General features: G+C 63.3%; 18 protein-coding genes. 5 read left to right on the forward strand and 13 right to left on the reverse strand.

The features are described from left to right. Nucleotide 1 precedes the first annotated feature (1 nt). Genes BT116_RS18925 through BT116_RS18940 form a run of 4 tightly spaced genes read right to left on the reverse strand, consistent with a single transcriptional unit; the run spans nucleotide 2 to nucleotide 7,793 of the window. On the reverse strand, nucleotides 2-4,570 hold the full coding sequence (locus tag BT116_RS18925) for an alpha-2-macroglobulin family protein (protein WP_072346328.1): 4,569 nt from the start codon (nucleotides 4,568-4,570) through the stop codon (nucleotides 2-4). Further along, complete coding sequence (locus BT116_RS18930; RefSeq protein WP_072346330.1) at nucleotides 4,567-5,280, reverse strand: DUF1175 domain-containing protein; 714 nt, start codon at nucleotides 5,278-5,280, stop codon at nucleotides 4,567-4,569. Before BT116_RS18930 ends, BT116_RS18925 begins: the two co-directional genes overlap by 4 nt. Beyond that, a complete protein-coding gene (locus BT116_RS18935; protein ID WP_072346333.1) occupies nucleotides 5,265-6,974 on the reverse strand; it encodes a DUF2138 domain-containing protein in 1,710 nt (569 codons plus the stop codon). Before BT116_RS18935 ends, BT116_RS18930 begins: the two co-directional genes overlap by 16 nt. A gap of 30 nt (nucleotides 6,975-7,004) precedes the next feature. Continuing rightward, nucleotides 7,005-7,793 carry a YfaP family protein gene (locus BT116_RS18940; RefSeq protein ID WP_072346335.1) on the reverse strand — a complete coding sequence of 263 codons (789 nt, stop codon included), beginning with the start codon at nucleotides 7,791-7,793 and terminating at the stop codon, nucleotides 7,005-7,007. 269 nt (nucleotides 7,794-8,062) lie between these two features. Between BT116_RS18940 and BT116_RS18945 the strand changes: the two genes are divergently transcribed. The 5 genes from BT116_RS18945 to BT116_RS18965 all read left to right on the forward strand — a co-directional run bounded on the left by BT116_RS18945 (nucleotide 8,063) and on the right by BT116_RS18965 (nucleotide 14,579). Beyond that, complete coding sequence (locus BT116_RS18945; protein ID WP_072346337.1) at nucleotides 8,063-9,199, forward strand: Fic family protein; 1,137 nt, start codon at nucleotides 8,063-8,065, stop codon at nucleotides 9,197-9,199. 274 nt (nucleotides 9,200-9,473) lie between these two features. After that, nucleotides 9,474-9,716: an exodeoxyribonuclease VII small subunit gene (locus BT116_RS18950; protein ID WP_003185917.1), complete on the forward strand. Its 243-nt coding sequence runs from the start codon at nucleotides 9,474-9,476 to the stop codon at nucleotides 9,714-9,716. After that, a complete protein-coding gene (gene ispA, locus BT116_RS18955) occupies nucleotides 9,713-10,600 on the forward strand; it encodes a (2E,6E)-farnesyl diphosphate synthase (protein WP_072346339.1) in 888 nt (295 codons plus the stop codon). The genes BT116_RS18950 and ispA overlap by 4 nt, the downstream gene beginning before the upstream one ends. Before the next feature lie 115 nt (nucleotides 10,601-10,715). After that, nucleotides 10,716-12,614, forward strand: coding sequence for a 1-deoxy-D-xylulose-5-phosphate synthase (dxs, locus tag BT116_RS18960; RefSeq protein WP_072346341.1), 1,899 nt, complete (start codon nucleotides 10,716-10,718; stop codon nucleotides 12,612-12,614). 84 nt (nucleotides 12,615-12,698) lie between these two features. Beyond that, nucleotides 12,699-14,579: a TonB-dependent receptor domain-containing protein gene (locus BT116_RS18965; RefSeq protein WP_072346343.1), complete on the forward strand. Its 1,881-nt coding sequence runs from the start codon at nucleotides 12,699-12,701 to the stop codon at nucleotides 14,577-14,579. Nucleotides 14,580-14,612: 33 nt separating this feature from the next. Here BT116_RS18965 and BT116_RS18970 read toward each other — a convergent pair whose 3' ends face one another. The 9 genes from BT116_RS18970 to ribBA form a co-directional block, all read right to left on the reverse strand. Beyond that, nucleotides 14,613-15,398 (reverse strand): cobalamin-binding protein, encoded by a 786-nt coding sequence (locus BT116_RS18970; protein WP_072346345.1) that lies wholly within the window; start codon nucleotides 15,396-15,398, stop codon nucleotides 14,613-14,615. Next, nucleotides 15,398-15,817, reverse strand: a complete 420-nt coding sequence (locus BT116_RS18975) for a hypothetical protein (protein ID WP_063324171.1) — start codon at nucleotides 15,815-15,817, stop codon at nucleotides 15,398-15,400. Before BT116_RS18975 ends, BT116_RS18970 begins: the two co-directional genes overlap by 1 nt. Next, complete coding sequence (ribA, locus tag BT116_RS18980; RefSeq protein WP_030140454.1) at nucleotides 15,814-16,431, reverse strand: GTP cyclohydrolase II; 618 nt, start codon at nucleotides 16,429-16,431, stop codon at nucleotides 15,814-15,816. Before ribA ends, BT116_RS18975 begins: the two co-directional genes overlap by 4 nt. A gap of 109 nt (nucleotides 16,432-16,540) precedes the next feature. Further along, nucleotides 16,541-17,299, reverse strand: a complete 759-nt coding sequence (locus tag BT116_RS18985) for a substrate-binding periplasmic protein (protein WP_072346347.1) — start codon at nucleotides 17,297-17,299, stop codon at nucleotides 16,541-16,543. 11 nt (nucleotides 17,300-17,310) lie between these two features. Continuing rightward, nucleotides 17,311-17,814 carry a phosphatidylglycerophosphatase A family protein gene (locus tag BT116_RS18990; protein ID WP_003206020.1) on the reverse strand — a complete coding sequence of 168 codons (504 nt, stop codon included), beginning with the start codon at nucleotides 17,812-17,814 and terminating at the stop codon, nucleotides 17,311-17,313. Then, nucleotides 17,811-18,776, reverse strand: coding sequence for a thiamine-phosphate kinase (thiL, locus tag BT116_RS18995; protein WP_072346349.1), 966 nt, complete (start codon nucleotides 18,774-18,776; stop codon nucleotides 17,811-17,813). Before thiL ends, BT116_RS18990 begins: the two co-directional genes overlap by 4 nt. Before the next feature lie 18 nt (nucleotides 18,777-18,794). Next, entirely contained in the window at nucleotides 18,795-19,295 is a 501-nt protein-coding gene (nusB, locus tag BT116_RS19000) for a transcription antitermination factor NusB (protein ID WP_072346351.1), read from the reverse strand. Beyond that, nucleotides 19,292-19,768, reverse strand: a complete 477-nt coding sequence (gene ribE / locus BT116_RS19005) for a 6,7-dimethyl-8-ribityllumazine synthase (RefSeq protein WP_003206025.1) — start codon at nucleotides 19,766-19,768, stop codon at nucleotides 19,292-19,294. The genes nusB and ribE overlap by 4 nt, the downstream gene beginning before the upstream one ends. A gap of 248 nt (nucleotides 19,769-20,016) precedes the next feature. Then, nucleotides 20,017-21,108, reverse strand: a complete 1,092-nt coding sequence (gene ribBA / locus BT116_RS19010; protein ID WP_072346353.1) for a bifunctional 3,4-dihydroxy-2-butanone-4-phosphate synthase/GTP cyclohydrolase II — start codon at nucleotides 21,106-21,108, stop codon at nucleotides 20,017-20,019. Nucleotides 21,109-21,114 lie beyond the last annotated feature (6 nt).

Here is a 21,114-nt window from a genome sequence, read left to right on the forward strand (position 1 = left end):
ATCAGTTGACCGTGATCTGACCAAGCGCCGGTTTCTGCTCCCGCGCCTGATGTTGCGGCGCGTAGACCTGGGTGAAGCGCACCGGCGGCAAGGTGAACTGGCCTTTCTGGGAGAAGCGCACCAAGTGCCGCAGGCGCAGCTCGCCACTGAGGGCATCCACCGGCACCGCATACGCCATCTGGCCGGGCTCGAAGCGGGCCTTTTCCAGGGACGTCGGTTCGCTGTCGGCCTTGCCCATCAACTGGATACCCCAGGTGGTGCGCTCCACATCGGCGCCCGGCGGCAGCGGCACTTCGAGCATGCCGTAGCGCAGTGGCGTCGGAGCCTTGCTGTTGATGATCACTTCATCCAGGTAGAGGCTGTCGCTGGACAACGGTTTGTTGCCCACGGCTTCGAGCTTGAAGGTGAAAGCCTCGTCACCCGGCACCAGGCGCGACAGGCGCCGGGTGATGGACACGGCCATCGGTGCTACCGGCGGTTGCTGGCTCTGGAAGCTCAGTGCCGCTTGCAATGGACGCTCCTGGGCGCCGGTCAGGGTCAGCATCGTTGGAAGCTGCGCGCCCTGCCATTGCCAGTAGGTTTCACCGGTCGCGCCCTGCTTGGCTGCCCAGCCTTCGCCCGGTGCCAGGGCCACGGCCGGCGCTGCCTGTTCGATGCTGCGCTGCAACCAGGTCAAGGCCAGGGCCCGCTCCAAGGTGGACTGCTGCGGCAACACACGCTCCAGCAATGCAGTGGCGCGAGCCTGATCGAAGCTCTGCAACGACAACACCAGGGCCTCGACGAACGGCTGCGAACTGAGCTCCAGTTGCTGTTGCGCCGCATCGACTTGACGGCTGAAGGCCGCCGGCAACGGCACCTTCGCCTGTTTCGCCAGGGACGCGGTCAGGACACGGGCGCTGGCCAAGCCAAGGGCCGAATCCGGGGCGTTCATGACCAGGCTGTCTTCACCGCTGTCCAGCACGCTCTCGGTGCTGTCTTCACTGGCCTTCGCCAGATCGTCCATCAGGCCGCTGAGCAAGGTGTTCACCGGCAATTGCATCTGCTTGGCGAACGACAGGATCAGCGCCCGCTGCAGCAGCGGCGTATCACCGGCCTGCTTGGCGTAGACCTCCAGCACCCGTTGCCAGTGTTCCGGCGGCAGGCTCAGGTCCAAGGCCTTGCTGGCGTGCCAGTCAGCGTAATAGGCATAGGCGGTGAGGAATGCATCCGGCTCACCGTCCTGGCCCCACCAGGTAAAGCTCGCCGAGGGGCCGGCCATCTGCACCAGGCGCAAGCGGCTGTTTTGCATGATCAACCGCAAGCGGTCGCGGATCTGCGGGTTCGACGCCAGGGTCGGATAGGCAATGCTCAACGGCAACAGGCGGCTGGCGGTCTGCTCGACGCCACCGTATGGGTAGCTGAGCAGGTCATCCAGGGCCGAACGGAACAACGCTTGCGGGCTGTCGTCCAGGCGCAGGCGAATATCGCTGGCGTCGGCCGGCAAGGTTAGCGGGGTGTCGCCGCTCGCCACATCGAGGCGCTGGCTCTGGGTGATTTGCCAGCCATTGCCGCTGGCGTTCAAGCGCATGGCCAGGGCGTCCTGGGTTTCGCCGTTCAATTGCAACTGCACGTTCAAGTCGCCACTGCTCAGCTCCAGGGCCGGCAGCGCCACGTAGTTGATGCCGTTTTTCAGCTCCACCACCATGCGCTGTTCGGCGCCGGCGTAGCGGATCAGCAGCTCGGCCTTCAGTGGTTTTTCAGACTGGCTGAACGCGAACAGGCCCAGTTGTGGCTTGTCGCCCGTGCGGAAACGGGTCGGGCCGCTCCATTTCAGGTACAGCGGTTTTTCCGAGGCGATGAACTGCTTCTTCTGGCCCACTTGGCCGTCATCGGCAATTGCCTTGGCCGTGATGCGCCAGCGGGTCAGGGAGTCCGGCATCTTGAAGGTGAACCGGGCCTTGCCGTTGGCGTCGGTGACCAGTTCCGGCTGCCATGCAGCGGTGTCGACGTCTTCACGCCGCGGCCGCTCCAGCACCTTGACCCCGCGTTCGCTGCGGTTGGCCTTGCCCGGCGCGCCAGGGCTGCCTGGCAACGCCACGTCGTAGCTGATGAACGACAGGCTGGCACTGGTGCGCACGTTGTTGCGCCGTGGGTGATAGAAGAACTGATCGATGGTCGGCGCCACTTCCGGTTGCAGGGCGTAGACCATTTCGTCCACCACGCTGACCGTCAGGTGCGCGGGGATCGCCTTGCCGGCGAACTGGGTACTCAGGTCCACGGTCACCGTGTCACCCGGGCGGTAGGTGGCTTTGTCGGTGACGACGGCAACGTCGATCTGCGGCGTGATCACCTTGATGCCAGCGTTCTGGAAGCTGTACTGGCCGCCCTTGGTGTACAGCACCGAGAAGGTCAGGTTGGGCGCAAAGTTATCCTTCACGGCAATGCGCGCGCGGTATTGGGTGTCGCTGAGTTTTTCCATCTTCAGCCAGTCGCCGCCCTTGGACAGCAGCGCCGTGGCCTCGACTTTGTCCCGCTCAAGCGACAGCAGCGCATCGCTGACCGGTTCCGGGAAGGTAATCAGCGCCAGCGCTTCGTCACCGGTCTTGTATTCAGGCTTGTCGAAGACGATCTCGACCGTGCCCGGCACGGCCTTGATGCCTTCACCCGTCACTGCATGGGCGGCGGCGCCAATGACCCGGCCGTGGTCGTCCTTGAGCGTCAGGTTGTAGGTGCCAGGACGGTCGAAGGTCAGGCTGAAGCCCTTGTCCTTGGCCGTCAGCTTGCCTTCACCCGTAGTCTGGTCTTCCAGGCGCACCCAGGCGTAGCTGCCCGGCGTCACAGCCTTGGCTTGCTCGTTGCCGCCCTCGTTGGTGTAGCTGAACGCCACTTTCTGGCCGACGGCGCTGAAGCGCTGGGGTGCGCTCAAGCGGAAATTCGCCGCGCCACGGTCGATGAGGATTTCCTTGGTGGTCTTGACCCGATACGCCGCGCCATCGCTGGCGAACACGGTGAGCGTGTAGCGGCTCGGCTTGTCGGCGGCCGGCAGGTCGAGGGTCGCGTTGCCCTTGGCATCGGTGGTCACTTCGCTGCTGGTCAGCTCGACCGGGAATTGCCCCAGGTATTGCAGTTCGTTATCGACCATCGACAGTTGCTGGGCGCGCAGACTCAGGCTCACCGTGGCATTCACCACCGGTTTGCCGTCCGGGTACAGCAGCACGAGGTTGCCCTTGACCGGCTCGCCGGTGCGGTAGTCCTGCTTGGCCAGGTTCAGGGCGATTTCGAAGTGCGGCTTGATGTATTCGGCTACACGAAAGGCGCTACTGTAGAGCTGGTCCTTGTAGCTGAAACGCAGTTCATAGCCGCCGGCCACGGCGTTTTCCGGCAGCTGGAAACGGCCTTGGGTGCCGGCCTTGGAATCGAGTTTCAGGGCCAGGGTTTGCAGCTCGGTACCGGTGGCGTCCAGCACGCTGACATTGACGTCGGCGGCGCTCGGTTGCACCGAATCACGGGCGTTCTTGAACTCACGACCAACGATTTTCAGCGATACCCAATCCCCTGGCCGGTACAGCGGCCGGTCGGTGAAGGCATAGAGCTTGGTGTCGTAGATTTCGCTGTCGTAGTAGAAGTTTTCCGAGACGAATACCCCGCCCTCCTCGTCTTCACCGATGACGAACGAACGCTCCGGGCTGACGTGCTTGAGGCGCAGCAGGCCGTTTTCATCGGTGGCACCGCTGCTCATTACGCCCAGGCCGTCGGTCCACAGCACGTTGACCTTGGGCACCGAACGCCCTTCATGCTTGCGTGCGGCCCAGACCAGCAACTCATCGCCGGCAATCTTGCTCACGGCCACGGTGTTGGAAACGAACACCATGGTGGTCGCGCGGTATTTGCCGATCAGCGCTTCCACCAGGTACAGGCCGGGCTTCAACTGGCCCAGCGGCACGTAGACGTTGCCCGGCGCGACGCTGACGAACTCGCTGGACGAGCCGGCCAGGTTGACGCCCGCAGGCGGCTGGATCGGCTTGGCTTCCCAGAGCGGATAACGGAACTGGCTGACCACCGGCAAGCCCGGGATCAAGGCGAATTGTGGCGGTGCGTCGTACGGGGTCGGCGCGACCAGGGCATCACCGATCTTCAGTTCCGGCACTTCTTCGGTGACTTGCTGGCGGGACTCGTAGGAAAACGCCCGTTGCATCACTCGACGAGACTTGCGGTACCAGTTGTCCCACAGGTACGCGAGGGTGTTCGACAGGCCTTCGCCCTTGAACTGGCCGTCGCTGACCACGCGGTGCAGGTTCTTCTGGCGCTTGAGGAAATCCAGCGGCTTGTCGATGCGATAGACGCGGATATCGGCGCCGCCGTAAGGCTCCATGCGGAACCGGCGGTAGTCGCGGCCCGGCGCTTCGAGGCGGACCATGGCCTGCTCGTCGCTGGCAAAGCTGCTGTCGGCCAGCAGGAAGAAACTTTCACCGGATACCGGCGTGTAGCCGCTGGGCTCCACCGTGTCCTCGGCGTTCACGAGGGGGGCCAGCAACAAGGCAAACAGCAGGGGCAATTTTGAACACAAGCGCAGCATGCGGGCACCGGTCATTGGGAGAGAAAGTTGAGTCGATAGACGCCGATGAAGTTGGGGTTGGCTGCGTCGGGTATCCATCGGGTGTCCTTCCAGTTCATGAGTTGTTGCAGGCTTGCGGAGCGCATGCCGTTGTCGGTAGGGGTTGTGGTGCCGGTGTGATAGGCGATGTAGCGGCCCATCCAGATCATCAGGTGCTGGTCGTCGCCCTGATCGAAGAACATCAGGTCGCCGGGACGGGCCTGGGCGACATCGCGGCCCACCAGGCGACTGTTGAACTGGATCAGCTTGATGGCGTTGACGTAGGGCCCGACCTTGCCGCCGCCCTGCTGCCATTGCTGGGCCAGGCGCCGCTGGGCGTCACTGAGTTCGAGCTCCGGCGGCAGGTAGCGGTTGGACAGGCCATTGCTGCGCAGCCACTTATCGTTGTGGACCTTCAGCGCCTCGTTGGCGGCGAACCGCACCAGGCCGGCGCAGTCTTGCTGGTACCAGCGCGGGCTCGGGCCTTTGGTCAACTGCTCCTCGGCGATGCGCACGAACCAGGCACGAAACACCTGGGATTGCTGCACATCCAGCGGCGGCGTCTCAACGGAAGGCCGCGCCGCGACGGAAAGCGGCGCCGCGACGGAAAGCGGCGTCTCGACGGCCAGCGCCGGCCCACCCCACAGCAGTGCCAGCAGCAGCGCCCATCCGGGGTTGCGGATCAGTCCTGTCACAGCGCTTTCCATTCCAGTGGCAGCCACTGCCAGTGCCCGTCCGGCTCGCTGCCGGCAGGCAACGTCAGGGCGTACTTGCCATAGCCGCCCAGGGTGCGCAGTTTCGGGATGAAGTAGGTTTGCGCGGCGTTGTAGAACACCGGTTCCATGTCCTGGGGCAGGCTGTCGAGGGTTTCGCGCTGCATCAGCTGCGCCATGGCATCGGGGCCGAAATAAATCGGCATCAGCACATCCTTGGGCACCACGTCGGCCATGGGTGGGAAGCGCTTGTCGAGGGTGCCGAGGGCCTTGTCCACCAGCTTGTCGTCGAGGGAGAACAGCAGGGTCGAACCATGACGCGCCAGGCTGACGCGCAGGAATGCCTTGCCGGTGATGGCGTCCGGTTGCAGCGAGTCCTTGGCCAGGTAAGGGCCGAAATTGGAGCTCACCTGGCGCTGCCATTGGTGCATTGCGCCTTCCTGTTTCTCGACGACCGGGAACACGTGCTCGGCGGCATTGTTCTCATAGGCGCCCACCATCGACCCGAACAGTTTGCCCAAATCCGCGTCGAGCTTGCCGTCGTCTTCGTTCAGGCTCGCCACCAGCAGCGGTGTGTACAACCGCGAATCGGCGTACCAGCACAGGCCTGCCGCGCCAGCCACATGGTCGACCATGGCCTGGGCGGCTTTTTCGTCGGCGCCAAGTTTCACCAACAGCGGCTTCTGCGGTTCTGCGGCCAACGGCAAGGCAACGCAGGCACTGGCGCCCATGGGCATGGCTTGCCAGATCGGCTTGAAGTCGAAGTCCGGTTGGTTTTCCAGCTCGTCCATGGCCAGGAAGCTGTGCCAGCCCTTGTCGTCCATGTCGAAGCGCAGCCCGGCGAAGTTCGGGATGAAGCGCTGGTAACCCATGGCCAGCACATTGGCATTGACCGAAATACGTTGCTTGACCTCCGGCGCCTTGGGCGGCAGGCCGAAGGCTTCGGGGAACAGTTTGTCGCCATTGAGCAAGGCGGCCAGGGCGGTCGTCGACACGCTGCCGCGCTCATCCGACGGGCCGTTGGCCGGGTCATAGAGTTTCGCCGGGTTGGACAACACCACCAGCTTGTCGCCATGGGAGGCAAAGGCCAGGGATCTGCTGGCGTTGTAGCTCAGCTGGTAGAGCGCGACGTCATCGCCCGCGACTTTCAGGTCGCTGAGCTTGCTCAGTTGCGTATCGTCCAGCGCGACTTTAGCCAGCGGTTCCAGCACCTTGGCCAGCCCGCCGCGGTCCATCACCAGCAGGAAGTCCTTGAGGCGACCGTCGGCACCGCGCCACAGCGCGACATCGGCCGGCTGGTCGAGCAGTTCCTCGATCAGGCTGTCCTGCAACTTGAGGTCATGCTCGTAGATGATCCGGCGCAGGCTACCCATCAACCCGAGGCGGTCGGCGTGGGTTTCGTAATAAAAGACGAAGTCTTCGGTGAGCGTGGCCTTGAGGAACGGCACGGCCAACAGGTCCTTGGGCAACTGGCTCAGGGAATGGGCTTCGAGCAGGCCGTCGGGCCGGCTCAGGCCGAGCTTCTCCAGCGCCAACGCCGTGGGCGGGGCCTTGGGCTTGATCATGAACCAGCCCAACCCGGCGGCCACGCCGGCCACCAGGCACAGCCCGATCAGCATCGCCGGCCAGCGGCGCGCAGGTTTAGCGACAGATGTCGGCGTGGTCGGGGAAGCAGTGTTGTCGCTCATATTCACAAGGGCCTGTTCATCCGTGGAGCGTTAGTAGTTGAAAGTCTTGACCAGCAACAGATCGCCAATGGCACGCAGGGGCACGACAAAGGTTTCGCGTTTTTCATCGACGGTGTTTTCGTTGAGCACCAGGTTGATCTGCGAGGTGATCACCTCGTTGTCGTTGCTGGTCTCGTCAAAGTTGTAGCCACCGCTGCCGTAGTTGCCCCAGTAGTTCACGTAGACCAGGTAGGTGCCGTGCATCGGCGCGGTCATGGTGAACATTTCGGGGCCGGGGCCGTCGACGCCATCCGGGTCGAGGCCGCCGCCGTTGCTCAGCGCGGGCTGGCCGAAGAACGCATGCTGGCCGTCGGGTGTGACGATATGCAGGTCGAGTTCGGCCTTGGGGTCGTCCCAGCCCAGAACCACGCGGATCTGCGCGGGCGTGCGCAGGTTGTTGGCTTCATAGAACTGCACGCGCTTGAGGGACTGGCCTTCGGAGCTGCGCACCTCGACGCTGTTGGAGCCGGCACCGAACGCATACGGCCGGGCGAAACGCCCCTCGTCGTCGGTGTAGAGATTCAGTGGATTGCCGTTGACCGCCAGGCTATGGGGCTGGCGAGCCGTGCCCATGGCCTTGAGCCGGCCCTCGATCATCGTGCGGTTGCGCTGCACACCCCGGTCGATGGGCGGCGTGGGATAGGCGACCTGCGGGTTTTCAGTGCGATCGAGCAAGCCGCTGTAGCGCCAACCGCCCACCGGCTCCGACATCTCGGCAGAAGGCTGCGCCCACGCCAACGGCGCGCCGAGCAACACGAACAATAAAGAAAGAAAACGCACGTATGCCTCCTGCCATGCACGACGCAACCCGGCGCTGATCCTCAGCGCTGCTTGTCATTATTCGGGCTTCGTCTGAAGGCCCCGTCGCAACGGGGCTGTAGATGGCGCGAAGGTTAGCGATTCGGCGGATTATTAACAATCGGGGAACGCGCGATTCTGTGTGGGAAATCACGTACTGAGAGGTGCGTGAGCCGAATAGCAGGCGTATTCGGCTCACGAAATGAGCCGAATAGCGCTATTATTCGGCTCACTCATCTTTGGACAGGCGCATGGCACCCCATTGGATCTGGCAACAGCCCGACTGGCCCGGCTTCCGCTGGCAAGCTGAAGCATTGGCACCGCTGCTTCGCGAATGCGTGCAGACCCAAGGCCAGTTGCTCGGCATGACGGGCGCGGTCACGGCTTCGCTCAGCGCCCAGAGCGAACTGGATACCTTGCTGCAAAACATCGTGACCTCCTCGGCTATCGAAGGAGAGCAACTGAATGTCGGCTCGGTGCGCTCGTCCCTGGCCCGCCGCCTCGGCCTGGAACAAGGCGACGACACGCCGGTCAGCCAACGCAGCGAAGGCTTGGCGAACCTCTTGCTGGACGCTACCCGGCATTTCAACCAGCCCCTGACTGTCGAACGCTTGCTGGAATGGCATGAGTGGTTGTTTCCTGATCAAACCAGCGACTTTGCCCACCGACAGATCCGCGTAGGCACGCTGCGCGGTGACGAACCGATGCAGGTAGTCTCTGGCAGGTTGGACCGCCCCACCGTTCACTTCGAGGCGCCTCCCCGCCAGGGTCTTGAACAGCAATTGCAAACGTTCATCGACTGGTTCGAGACCAGTCGTCATCAGGCCGACCTCGATCCATTGTTGCGTGCTGGCATCGCTCATTTCTGGTTCGTCACCCTGCATCCATTCGACGATGGCAATGGCCGCCTGACCCGCACCCTGACCGACCTGGCACTGGCCCAGGGCGAGGCGCAGGCAATCCGTTTCTACGCCATGTCCGTGAGCATCCTTGACGACCGCGCCGGTTATTACCGGATTCTGGAGAGCAGCCAGAAGGCCACACTGGATATCACCGCCTGGCTGACCTGGTTTCTGCAGACGTTGTTGCGCAGCCTCCAGCAGGCGATGAAGCAGATCGACAGCGTGTTTTGCAAATCGAGATTCTGGCAAGTTCATCGCAACAGCGCGCTTACGCCTGAGCAGATCAAGGTACTCAACCGAATGCTCGATGGCGGTGAAAAAGGCTTCGAGGGCGGAATCAGCGCAGCCCAATACCAAGCAGTGGCGAAGGTTTCCAAGGCGACGGCAACCCGCCATCTCGCCGAACTGCTGGAGAAAGGCTGCCTGGAGCGAATGCCCGGCGGTGGGCGCAGCACCCGGTATCGGGTCAGTTATCCAGACACATAAGATCACCTGTGGCGAGGGGATTTATCCCCGTTGGGTTGCGAAGCAGCCCCAATAAAGCTTGAAGAAAGTTCGCCTGAAGCATCGAGGCAGATGAGCGAGGGGGTCGCTTCGCAACCCAGCGGGGATAAATCCCCTCGCCACAGGTCCATCATGCCCCGTCCAAGCGGTTCTGCCTTCCTAGCCGATATGAGGCCAGCCCGGCTGCCCTGATTTGCCCCAAAACCCCATGTCTGCTAGTGTCGCGCCGGTTTAACAGTCAACCGGAATAGCCGCCATGGCCCGCAAAAAAGCTGCACTGGATTTCGAACAATCTCTGGCCGACCTGCAAACGCTGGTGGAACGGCTGGAGAACGGCGAATTGTCGCTGGAAGACTCGCTGACCGCCTTCGAGCAGGGTATCGGCTTGACTCGCGACTGCCAGGCGGCGCTGGCCCAGGCCGAGCAGAAGGTGCAATTGCTGCTCGAGCGCGACGGCGAGCTGACCGAAGAGCCTTTCGACGCGGAACAGCCTGAATGATCGGCGCCTATCAGGCCAGCAGCCAGGCCCGGGTCAATGCTGCATTGGATACCTTGTTCAGCGCCCCGAGCCCGGAGCTGGCGCGCCTGTACGAAGCAATGCGCTACAGCGTGATGAACGGCGGCAAGCGTGTACGGCCGCTGTTGGCCTACGCCGCGTGCGAAGCCTTGGGCGGCCAGGCCGAGCAGGCCAACGGCGCCGCCTGTGCGGTGGAGTTGATCCACGCGTATTCGCTGGTGCACGACGATTTGCCGGCCATGGACGACGACGACCTGCGTCGCGGCCAGCCCACTACCCACAAGCAATTCGACGAAGCCTGCGCGATCCTGGCCGGCGACGGCTTGCAGAGCCTGGCTTTCAGCGCCCTGCTGGATCCGGCCCTGAGCGATTGCCCGGCGCAGGTTCGCCTGGACATGGTCAGTGCCCTGGCACTGGCGGCAGGCCCTGCGGGAATGGTCGGCGGCCAGGCCATCGATTTGGGCTCGGTGGGCCTGAAGCTGGACCAGAGCGCCCTGGAATACATGCACCGGCACAAGACCGGCGCCTTGATCGAGGCCAGCGTCCGGCTCGGCGCCCTGGCCAGCGGCCGGGCCACGCCCACCCAGTTGCAAGCCTTGCAGACCTACGCCCGGGCCATCGGCCTGGCGTTCCAGGTGCAGGACGACATCCTCGACGTCGAAAGCGATACCCAGACCCTGGGCAAGCGCCAGGGTGCCGACATCGCGCGCGACAAGCCGACCTACCCGGCCCTGCTCGGCCTCGACGCCGCCAAGGCCTACGCCCTGGAGTTGCGCGACCAGGCCCTGGCCGCGCTGCGACCCTTTGACGCGGCGGCCGAGCCGTTGCGCGACTTGGCGCGATATATCGTCGAACGACGCAGCTGATACAGGGTCAACCCATTCATAAGTGCGTATCGGCCAAGTTCCGGCCAACGCGTGGGCAGCTTGCGATCCATAAGGTAAACTGCCGCCTCTTTCTATACCTATAACGATTCGCCTGATGCCCACGACGTTTCAAGAGATTCCCCGCAAGCGCCCGACCACGCCCCTGCTGGACCGCGCCAACACGCCGGACGGCCTGCGTCGCCTGGGTGAAGCCGAGCTGGAAACCCTGGCCGATGAGTTGCGCCTGGAGCTGCTCTACACGGTCGGCCAGACCGGTGGGCACTTCGGCGCGGGCCTGGGCGTCATCGAGCTGACGATCGCGTTGCATTACGTGTTCGACACCCCGGACGACCGGTTGGTGTGGGACGTCGGGCACCAGGCCTACCCGCACAAGATCCTCACCGGTCGTCGCGAGCGCATGGGCACGCTGCGTCAGAAGGACGGCATCGCCGCCTTCCCGCGTCGCTCCGAGAGCGAATACGACACCTTTGGCGTCGGTCACTCCAGCACCTCCATCAGCGCCGCCCTGGGCATGGCGATCGCCGCCCGCCTGCAAAACAGCGAGCGCAAGGCGATTGCCGTGATCGGCGACGGCGCACTGACCGCGGGCATGGCCTTCGAGGCGCTGAACCACGCGCCGGAAGTCGACGCCAACATGCTGGTGATCCTCAACGACAACGACATGTCGATCTCGCGCAACGTTGGCGGTTTGTCCAACTACCTGGCAAAGATCCTCTCCAGCCGTACCTACGCCAGCATGCGCGAAGGCAGCAAGAAAGTGCTCTCGCGCCTGCCCGGCGCCTGGGAAATCGCCCGCCGCACCGAAGAATACGCCAAGGGCATGCTGGTCCCCGGCACGCTGTTCGAAGAACTGGGCTGGAACTACATCGGCCCCATCGACGGCCATGACCTGCCCACGCTGATCGCCACCCTGCGCAACATGCGCGACCTCAAGGGCCCGCAGTTCCTGCACGTGGTCACCAAGAAAGGCAAAGGCTTCGCCCCAGCGGAAGTCGACCCGATCGGCTACCACGCCATCACCAAGCTCGAACCCCTGGACGCTCCGGCGGCCGCGCCGAAAAAGGCCGGCGGACCAAAGTACTCCGGTGTCTTCGGCCAATGGCTGTGCGACATGGCCGCCGCCGACCCGCGCCTGGTGGGCATCACCCCGGCGATGAAGGAAGGCTCGGACCTGGTGGCCTTCAGCGAACGCTACCCGCAACGCTATTTCGACGTGGCGATTGCCGAGCAGCACGCCGTGACCCTCGCCGCTGGCATGGCCTGTGAAGGCGCCAAGCCGGTGGTGGCGATCTATTCGACGTTCCTGCAACGGGCCTACGACCAACTGATTCATGACGTCGCCGTACAGAACCTCGACGTGCTGTTCGCCATCGACCGCGCCGGTTTGGTGGGCGAAGACGGCCCAACCCACGCTGGCAGCTTCGACCTGTCGTTCCTGCGCTGCATCCCCGGCATGCTGGTGATGACCCCGAGCGATGAAAACGAGCTGCGCAAGATGCTCACCACCGGCCACCTGTTCAATGGCCCGGCGGCAGTGCGTTACCCGCGTGGCACCGGCCCGAACGCGACGATCTCGACCGACCTCGAACCCATCGAGATCGGCAAGGGCGTGATTCGCCGCCAGGGCAAGCAAACCGCCCTGCTGGTATTCGGCGTGCAACTGGCCGAGGCCTTGAAAGTCGCCGACATCTTGGACGCTACCGTGGTGGACATGCGCTTCGTCAAACCCCTGGACGAAGCCCTGGTGCGCGAGATGGCCGGCAGCCATGACCTGCTGGTCACCCTCGAGGAAAACGCCATCATGGGCGGCGCCGGCGCGGCGGTCAGCGAATTCCTGGCCCGGGACAACATCCTCAAGTCGGTGCTGCACCTGGGCTTGCCGGACCTCTATGTCGAACACGCCAAGCCGGCGCAGATGCTGGCCGAATGTGGATTGGACGAGGTGGGGATCGAAGCGGCGGTGCGCCAGCGGTTGCAGTTGTTGGGCCTGTAAGTTCAGCCAACACAAACTCCCTGTGGGAGCGAGCTTGCTCGCTCCCACAGAGAGTTTATGCAGACCAGAAATGTCCGGAACCCCATGAAACTTCGCCTAGCCCTCACCCTTACCCTGCTGCCAACCCCCGAACTGCTGGCCGACACCTTTGAGCGCGACCAGGCCCTGAAGCTGCCCGACATCGTGATCAGCGCCAACCGCCAGGTCGAGGCCCGCAACGACAGCAGCGCCGCCAATACCGTGTTCACCCGCGACGACATCGAGCGCTTGCAACCGGCCAGTGTCACGGACTTGCTCAGCCGGGTACCAGGTGTGCAAGTGGCGCCGCTGGGTGGGCGCGGCAGCCTGCCGGGGGTTTACATCCGCGGCACCAAATCGGCCCAGAGCCTGGTATTGGTGGATGGTCAGCGCATCGGCAATGCCACCTCCGGCGACAGCAACCTGCAACGCTTGAACATCAACCAGATCGAGCGCGTGGAAGTGCTGCGCGGTTCGCGCTCGGTGATCTACGGCGCCGACGCGGTGGGTGGGGTGATCCAGATTTTCACCCGTCGCGGCAACGAGCAAGGCCTGCAACCGCGCCTGCATATGGGTGTCGGCAGCCACCAGACCTGGGAACGCAGCCTGGGCCTGTCCGGCGGCGACGAGCAGACCCGTTTCAACCTCGGCGCCAGCCTCGACGACAGCGCCGGTAGCAACCGCACCCACGAGTCCTACGCCAGCGATCGCGAAGACGATGCCAACCGCAACCAGTCCTTCAGCCTGAGCCTGAGCCATGCGGCCAGCGATGACCTGGAAGTCGGCCTGAACCTGCTGGATAACCGCGGCAAAAGCGAATACGACAACCCGTTCGGCCGCTTCGACCCGACCACGTTCGAGTCCCTGCCCCAGCAACCCTACAGTGAGTTTGCGGTGAGCAGCTTCAGCACCTATGTGGACGGGCGCATCAACGACGCCTGGAAGTCCCGCCTGGAACTGGGGCACAGCGAGAACCGTGAAAAGACCTTCGACAAGCTCAGCGATGTCCGCGAAGTGTTCAACACCTACCGCGATTCCGTGACCTGGCAGAACGACGTGACGCTGAACGAGCGCAACAGCCTGATCGTCGGCGGTGACTGGTATCAGGACCGGGTCAACAGCAGCACGCCGTTCGACGAAGACAGCCGCTGGAACCGTGCCGCGTTCATCCAGCACCGCTTCCAGGCCGAAACATTCTCCACCGAACTGGGCCTGCGTCGCGACCAGAATCAGCAGTTTGGCGGCCAGAACAGTTGGAGCGGCACGCTTACCCTGCCGATCAACCCGGACAACGACCTGTTGCTGACCTACAGCGAAAGCTTCCGCGCGCCGACCTTCAACGACCTGTACTACCCGGACTTCAGCAACCCTGACCTGAAACCCGAGACGGCGAAAAGCTACGAACTGCAATGGCGCAGCCAACTGAGCGACAGCGCCCGTCTGGAGACCTCGCTTTACCGCACGGATCTGGAAGACGCGATCATCTTTGGCAGTGACTCACGCCCACAGAACGTTGCCTCGGCGCGGATCAACGGTTTTGAGATGGCCTACCTGCAGGATGTGTTCGGCTGGCAGGGCAACCTGGGCCTGGCCATCATCGACCCACGTGACTGCGACAGCGGCCACACGCTGGCACGCCGCGCCCGGCGGACCTTGAGCCTGGACCTGGACCGGCAATTCGACCGTCTGGGCCTGGGCGCCACCTGGCAAGCGGTGAGTGGCAGCTATGACGATGAGAACAACCGCAATGCCCTGGGTGGCTATGCCTTGCTCGGGCTGCGCGGCAGTTGGGCGTTGACCCGGGAGGTCAAGCTGGAGATGAAGGTGGATAACCTGCTGGACAAGGGTTACAGCCGGGCGCTGTATAGCCATGATGGAGCCCAGTATGGGTATCGGGAGGAAGGTCGGACCTGGTTGCTTGGGGTGACTTGGACCCCCGCCCTCTGATCTGGAATTTGTGGTGTTTGGGCGGGCCGCGGTCTATCTGTCTGGCGCAATCAATTCGCACAACCGCGCCGTCGCCTCGATCATCTGCCCACTGGGCCGCTCCAGCCCCTTGTCATTGACCAGCAACAACCGCCCCTGCGCCACCGGCCAGGTTTTCCAGGCATCGAGCTGCGCCTGCTCCGTGGCCAGGATGACCTGCGGATTGCGTTGCAGCACCGCTTCCACACTCACCTGCGGGGCCGGCACGCTCAGGTCAGCGAAGACGTTGCGAGCCCCGCACACCGCCAGCGCATCACTGATGATCTGCCCACCCCCGACGGTGTACAGCGGCCGGTCCCAGACTTGGTAGAACACCGGCAACGGCGGGTCCCGTCGATAGCGCTGGCGTAACGCCTCCAGACGCACACGCAACTGCGCCGCCCACGGCGCGCCCCGCTCCGGGCGACCGAGTTGCATGGCAATGTCTTCAATTTGCGCGATGAGTTGGTCGAGGCTGCGGGGCTCGGCGACATAAACGGCAATACCCAAGCCCTTGAGTTGCTCGCGCTGCGCCGGGCCGACACTGCCGGGCCAGAGCAGGAGCAGGTCGGGCTGGAGGCTGAGCAAGCGTTCCATGTCCAGTTGCCCGTAACGGCCTACCGAGGGCACGTCCCTGAGCGCCGGCGGACGATCCCCACCGTCCAGCACGCCCACCAACAGGTCGGCGGAGCCCAGTTCAACGACGATTTCCGACAACGACGGCGCCAGGCTGACAACTCGCGAGGCGGCCATCGTCGAGGCGCTGACGGCCAGCAGCAAGACCGCCAGCCAGCGGTTCATCAGCCGAGTTGGCGCGGGATGCGGTACAGGTAGAACAACACGGCAGTCGACAAGGCCAGCAGCATCAACGGCACCGCTTCCAGGCCCACGAACACCGCAAGGGCACCGACCCAGGCCGGTAGCCCGGCCACCAGGAAGGCTGAGCGGCGACGGGCCGCCAGGTCAATCCAGGCCTGGGGTTCTTCGGGCGTGTCGAGCGCTTTCTGGGTGGCGATCAGGGCTTGCTTGTACGGCCCGAAAAATCGGAGGCTGACAAACATCGACGCCACGCCGGCAATGAACAGCGGCATCGCCAGCACCGGCAGAATCGCTTCGCCCTGGCCGAACACCGCGTTGATCACGAACAGCGGCAGCAAGGCCAGGGCCAGGTATTTCCACCAACTGACCGACAGCCGCCGCCGAACCTGACCGCGCGTCACGCCCGGTCAACCTCGCCTTGGTGCTCGTTACCCATCATGTGGTCGAGCTTGCTGGCCTTGGTTGCCAGGTAGAGTTTGTTGTGGGGATTGTGACCGGTGTGCAGCGGCACACGCTCGGCCACCACGATGCCCATGTCGGTCAAGGCCTTGACCTTGCGTGGGTTGTTGGTCATCAGCCGCAGGGACTTGATACCCAGGTGTTCGAGCATCGGCAAGCAAATGCTGTAGTCACGCAGGTCGGCGGCAAAGCCCAGGCGTTCGTTGGCTTCCACGGTATCGGCGCCGCCATCTTGCAGTTCATAGGCGCGGATCTTGTTCAACAAGCCGATACCACGTCCTTCCTGGCGCAGGTACAACAACACACCACGGCCCTCACGGGCAATGGCCTGCAGCGCGGCCTCGAGTTGCGAACCGCAATCGCAACGTTGACTGAACAGGGCATCGCCGGTCAGGCACTCGGAATGCAGGCGGCCCAGCACCGGTGCACCGTCGGCGAAATCACCCAGGCTCAACACGACGTGCTCGCGGCCGGTGGCTTCATCGAGAAAACCATGCATGGTGAATTGCGCAAAGGGCGTTGGCAGCTTGGAAGCGGCAACAAAAACGACAGGCACCGGTGTGCTCCTGATCTAGTACTGGAGATTCGCAGAGGCGGGCATTGTAACAGCACGATCCGACAGACGCTTAGGCTGAATTATCGCTAATGAACATCGATAAGATTGATCATGGCTTCGGCGGCTTGCCTTTCTCGTCGAAAGGATAGGGTTGCTTCCAGCGTTCGAAAATCGGTTTCAACTCGCCGCTCTTCACCAGCACTTCCATGCGTCGGTCGAACAGCGCCCGCAACGTACGGCCGTTTTCGTTGTTGGCGAAACCCAGGTACAGCGGCAAATTGATCAGGGGCGAAAGCTTGAATTGCTTGGGATCGTCGGCCTTGGCAAGCACATCCTGGATTTCCATCAACGCATCGATATAAAAATCGGCACGATCATGGACCAGCATCGGCAAGATACCCACGGCGCGGTGAATCTCATTGAAACGCCGGATGTTGGGCAGGTAGTTGTTGTATTCGTACCCGCGCATCCACACCAGTCGATAGTTGCCAATCGTCGCCAGCGTCGGTGAAGGCTTGGAGGCCAGCCCCAAGGCATAGATATGATCGACGTCGTAGTGCCAATGCGGGTAAAGCAGCCCTTCGGTTTCATCGCGATAGGCGCCGACCTGTGCGTCCATCTCCCCACGCTGCACCAACCCGATCGAGCGGGTGTAGGGCACGCTGCGGATCTCCAGCTTGACGCCTTCAGGCTCGAAGACCGCACGCAAGATGTCCCAGCCCATGCCCTGGCCATCGGCCTGGGTGTAATCGGCCCACTCTTCGCTGGCCGCACGGATCTTGTCAGGCAGCGGCGTCGACTCGGCCACCCTTGTACCCAAACAGGCTCCTAAACACAGCAACAGCAGTAGTGCGCGGCCTACGCCCATGCCTGACTCCCTCAGGTGAAACACCACACCAATCCCTGCATCGCCAGCCAGGCGAAAACCCCGGCCAACACATCATCAAGCATGATACCGACACCGCCGTGTACATGCCTGTCGATCCAGCGGATCGGCCACGGCTTGAGGATATCGAAGAAACGGAACACCAGGAAACCCGCCAGCAACCAATACCAGCCTTCGGGTACCAGCCACAAGGTGATCCACATGCCGACCATTTCGTCCCAGACGATGCCTTCATGATCGTGCACCCGAAGGTCGTCCGCCACTTTGCCACACAGCCAGAAGCCAAACAGCATGGTGATGCCCAGCATCAACCAGTAGCCCCAGTCCGGCAACATCTGCCACAACGGTATGAAGGGTAGCGCAACCAGCGAGCCCCAGGTGCCCGGGGCTTTGGGCAAAGTACCCGAACCGAAGCCAAATGCCAGGAAATGCCAGGGATTGCGCCAGACCGAAGGCGGAACGAACTCTGCCGGGACCTGGTTGGGATGATCTGTCACGGTGTCTCCCGAAAATGTTGATAGCCCCGCACTGGCGGGGTGATGTCGTGCCCGAGGCTGTCGACCAGCGTGACGCCTTGCCCGGCCAGTACACGGCCGATCACGTGGATCGGCCAGCCGGCGGCCTGCAACGCCGACAATCGGCTTGGTGGCACGGCGAACAACAGCACGTAATCGTCACCGCCGCTCAGGGCGACCTGCTCGGCATCCGCCCGGCCAAGAAACGCTACCAGAGCGTTGGACAGCGGCAGTCGGTCCCGTTCAACCTGCAAGGCCACCCCGCACGCTTGGGCGATATGCTCGCAATCGGCCAGCAGGCCATCGGAAATATCCATCGCCGCGCTGGCCTTGCCCCGCAACGCCAGGCCCAGGTCGATCTGCGGACGTGGCGACCAGTAATGGGCCAGCAACGGCTCGGCAATCGCAGGTTCGGCGCTGCGCTGGCCGAGCACCAGCGGCAATGCGCCGGCGGCATTGCCCAATTCGCCGCCCACACACAGCAGGTCGCCGGGCCGCGCGCCGCTACGGGTCAGGGCCTGGCCGGACGGTACGTGGCCAAACACTGTCATGGTCAGGCTCAGGGGCCCACGTGTGGTGTCCCCCCCCACCAGCGCCACGCCACAGGCCTGGGCCATGTGGTTCAAACCGCGGGCATAGGCTTGCAGCCAATCGGCGTTCACCGTCGGCAAGGTCAGGGCAAGGGTAAAGGCGAAAGGGTTGGCGCCCATGGCGGCCAGGTCACTGACCGCCACGGCCAGCGAGCGCTGGCCGAGCAGGAACGGCTGGCAAGGATCAGGAAAATGCACACCGGCCACGAGCGTGTCGGTGGACACCGCCAGCTGTTCCCCGGGAGGAACGGCCAGCAGGGCGCAGTCGTCGCCGATCCCCAGCGCAACGCCCTCGCCGCCCTGCGCACAAGGCGCGGCGGCGAAGTAGTGACGGATCAGCTCAAATTCGCCCATAGCCGCTGCAAACGCCAATCAGCGCTTGAACGCCTTCACTTCGGCTTCACGCAAGCGCGGGGCAAGTTTGTCGAGCACACCGTTAACGAATTTGTGGCCATCGGTGGAGCCGAAGACTTTCGCCAGCTCGATCCCTTCGTTGATCACCACGCGGTACGGTACGTCGACGCGCTTGAGCAGCTCCCACGTGGACAGGCGCAGCACCGCCAGTTCAACCGGATCCAGCTCTTCGATGGTCAGGTCCAGGCAAGGCGTGAGCGCGGTGTCGATTTCAGTCTTGAACTGCGGGACCCCGTGCAGGATCTCGCGGAAGTAAACGCCATCAACATCACTGAAATCGTTGTCGACCCGAAACTGCGCTTCGATCTCGTTCAGCGATTGCTTGGCCATGTGCCATTGATACAGCGCCTGGGTCGCGAGCTGACGGGCTTCGCGGCGCTTGGCACTTTTCGATGGCTTGCCGGCATCCGCAGGCTTTGGATCGCGCGGGTTGAAACGATCGCTTTCGTCGCTAATCACTTGGCCTCCAACTGCGCCAGCAGGCTGACCATTTCCAGGGCGGACAGGGCAGCTTCGGCACCTTTGTTACCGGCCTTGGTGCCGGAACGTTCGATGGCTTGCTCGATGGAGTCAACGGTCAGTACGCCGAAAGCGACTGGCACGCCGAACTCCATGGACACTTGGGCCAGGCCCTTGGTGCATTCGCCAGCCACGTATTCGAAGTGCGGAGTACCGCCACGAATGACCGCGCCCAGGGCGATGATCGCCGCATATTCGCCTTTTTGAGCGACTTTCTGCGCAACCAGCGGAATTTCGAAGGCGCCAGGGGCACGGATGATGGTGATGTCGCTTTCGCTCACGCCATGGCGAACCAGGGCATCGACCGCACCGCCAACCAGGCTCTCGACCACGAAACTGTTGAAACGGCCCACTACCAGAGCGTAGCGGCCTTTGGGGGCGATGAAGGTACCTTCGATGGTCTTCAGGGTCATTCGTCAGATCTCTTAAAGAGCCGGAGCGCGTTCTATACGCGCTCCTCAGTGATATTAGTCTCGAATCCACAGCACCCGCAGAATCCCGCATTGCCGTTCACTTGCGCATCTTTGTGGTGAGGGGATTTATCCCCGCTGGGCTGCGAAGCGGCCCCTTTTTTGGGACTGCTGCGCAGTCCAGCGGGGATAAATCCCCTCGCCACAAATGAATCCCTCAAGTGAGCAACAATGCTGAAATCTCCGGGCCATTATTCGGAGGGCACGTATTCTACAACTTCCAGATCGAAACCGGATATCGCATTAAATTTCATCGGTGCGCTCATCAGGCGCATTTTACGCACGCCCAGGTCACGCAGGATCTGCGAACCGGCACCGACGATGCTGTAGGTGGTCGGTTTTTTCACGGCGGTTTGATCCGCGGTTTCGCGGATGTGCGCCAGCAGCACGTCGCCATCGAGCGGGTGACCGAGCAGCAGCACCACGCCGCTGCCGGCCTCGGCCACCGCAGCCATGGCGGCCCGCAGGCTCCAGCGGCCGGGTTGCTTGACCATCAACAGGTCGCGCAATGGGTCCATGTTGTGCACCCGCACCAGGGTCGGCTCTTCGGCGCACACGGTGCCCAGGGTCAGCGCCATGTGCACATCGCCTTCCACCGAGTCGCGGTAGGTCACCAGGTTGAACTGTCCCAGCTCGCTGTCCAGCGGCTGCTCGGCAATCCGCTGAACGGTACGTTCGTGGATCATCCGGTAGTGGATCAGGTCGGCGATGGTGCCGATCTTGATGTTGTGTTCGGCGGCGAAGGTTTCCAGCTCCGCACGACGGGACATGGTGCCGTCGTCGTTCATCACTTCGCAGATTACGCCGCTGGGTTCGAAGCCGGCCATGCGCGCCAGGTCGCAGGCCGCTTCGGTGTGGCCGGCTCGGGCCAGGGTGCCGCCAGCCTGGGCCATCAGCGGGAAGATGTGGCCGGGGCTGACGATGTCTTCGGCCTTGGCGTCTTTCGCGGCAGCCGCCTGGACGGTGCGCGCGCGGTCAGCCGCGGAAATACCGGTGGTCACGCCCTCGGCGGCCTCGATGGACACGGTGAACTTGGTGCCGAAACCCGAGCCGTTGCGCGGCGCCATCAGCGGCAGCTTCAGCAGCTCGCAACGCTCGCGGGTCATCGGCATGCAGATCAGCCCACGAGCATGCTTGGCCATGAAGTTGATGTGCTCGGCCTTGCAGCATTCGGCGGCCATGATCAGGTCGCCTTCGTTCTCGCGGTCTTCGTCATCCATGAGGATGACCATCTTGCCTTGGCGGATGTCTTCAACCAGTTCTTCGATGCTATTGAGCGCCACGCGGCA

The sequence above is a fragment of the Pseudomonas sp. NFACC16-2 genome, from assembly GCF_900119205.1.
Classification (GTDB): domain Bacteria; phylum Pseudomonadota; class Gammaproteobacteria; order Pseudomonadales; family Pseudomonadaceae; genus Aquipseudomonas; species Aquipseudomonas fluorescens_Q.

What these genes read in the sequence shown, in the direction of transcription:
- BT116_RS18925 (WP_072346328.1), bottom strand. Translation starts at nt 4,570, where the DNA reads ATGACCGGTGCCCGCATGCTGCGCTTGTGTTCAAAATTGCCCCTGCTG.
- BT116_RS18930 (WP_072346330.1), bottom strand. Translation starts at nt 5,280, where the DNA reads ATGGAAAGCGCTGTGACAGGACTGATCCGCAACCCCGGATGGGCGCTG.
- BT116_RS18935 (WP_072346333.1), bottom strand. Translation starts at nt 6,974, where the DNA reads ATGAGCGACAACACTGCTTCCCCGACCACGCCGACATCTGTCGCTAAA.
- BT116_RS18945 (WP_072346337.1), top strand. Translation starts at nt 8,063, where the DNA reads ATGGCACCCCATTGGATCTGGCAACAGCCCGACTGGCCCGGCTTCCGC.
- BT116_RS18950 (WP_003185917.1), top strand. Translation starts at nt 9,474, where the DNA reads ATGGCCCGCAAAAAAGCTGCACTGGATTTCGAACAATCTCTGGCCGAC.
- ispA (WP_072346339.1), top strand. Translation starts at nt 9,713, where the DNA reads ATGATCGGCGCCTATCAGGCCAGCAGCCAGGCCCGGGTCAATGCTGCA.
- dxs (WP_072346341.1), top strand. Translation starts at nt 10,716, where the DNA reads ATGCCCACGACGTTTCAAGAGATTCCCCGCAAGCGCCCGACCACGCCC.
- BT116_RS18965 (WP_072346343.1), top strand. Translation starts at nt 12,699, where the DNA reads ATGAAACTTCGCCTAGCCCTCACCCTTACCCTGCTGCCAACCCCCGAA.
- BT116_RS18970 (WP_072346345.1), bottom strand. Translation starts at nt 15,398, where the DNA reads ATGAACCGCTGGCTGGCGGTCTTGCTGCTGGCCGTCAGCGCCTCGACG.
- BT116_RS18985 (WP_072346347.1), bottom strand. Translation starts at nt 17,299, where the DNA reads ATGGGCGTAGGCCGCGCACTACTGCTGTTGCTGTGTTTAGGAGCCTGT.
- thiL (WP_072346349.1), bottom strand. Translation starts at nt 18,776, where the DNA reads ATGGGCGAATTTGAGCTGATCCGTCACTACTTCGCCGCCGCGCCTTGT.
- ribE (WP_003206025.1), bottom strand. Translation starts at nt 19,768, where the DNA reads ATGACCCTGAAGACCATCGAAGGTACCTTCATCGCCCCCAAAGGCCGC.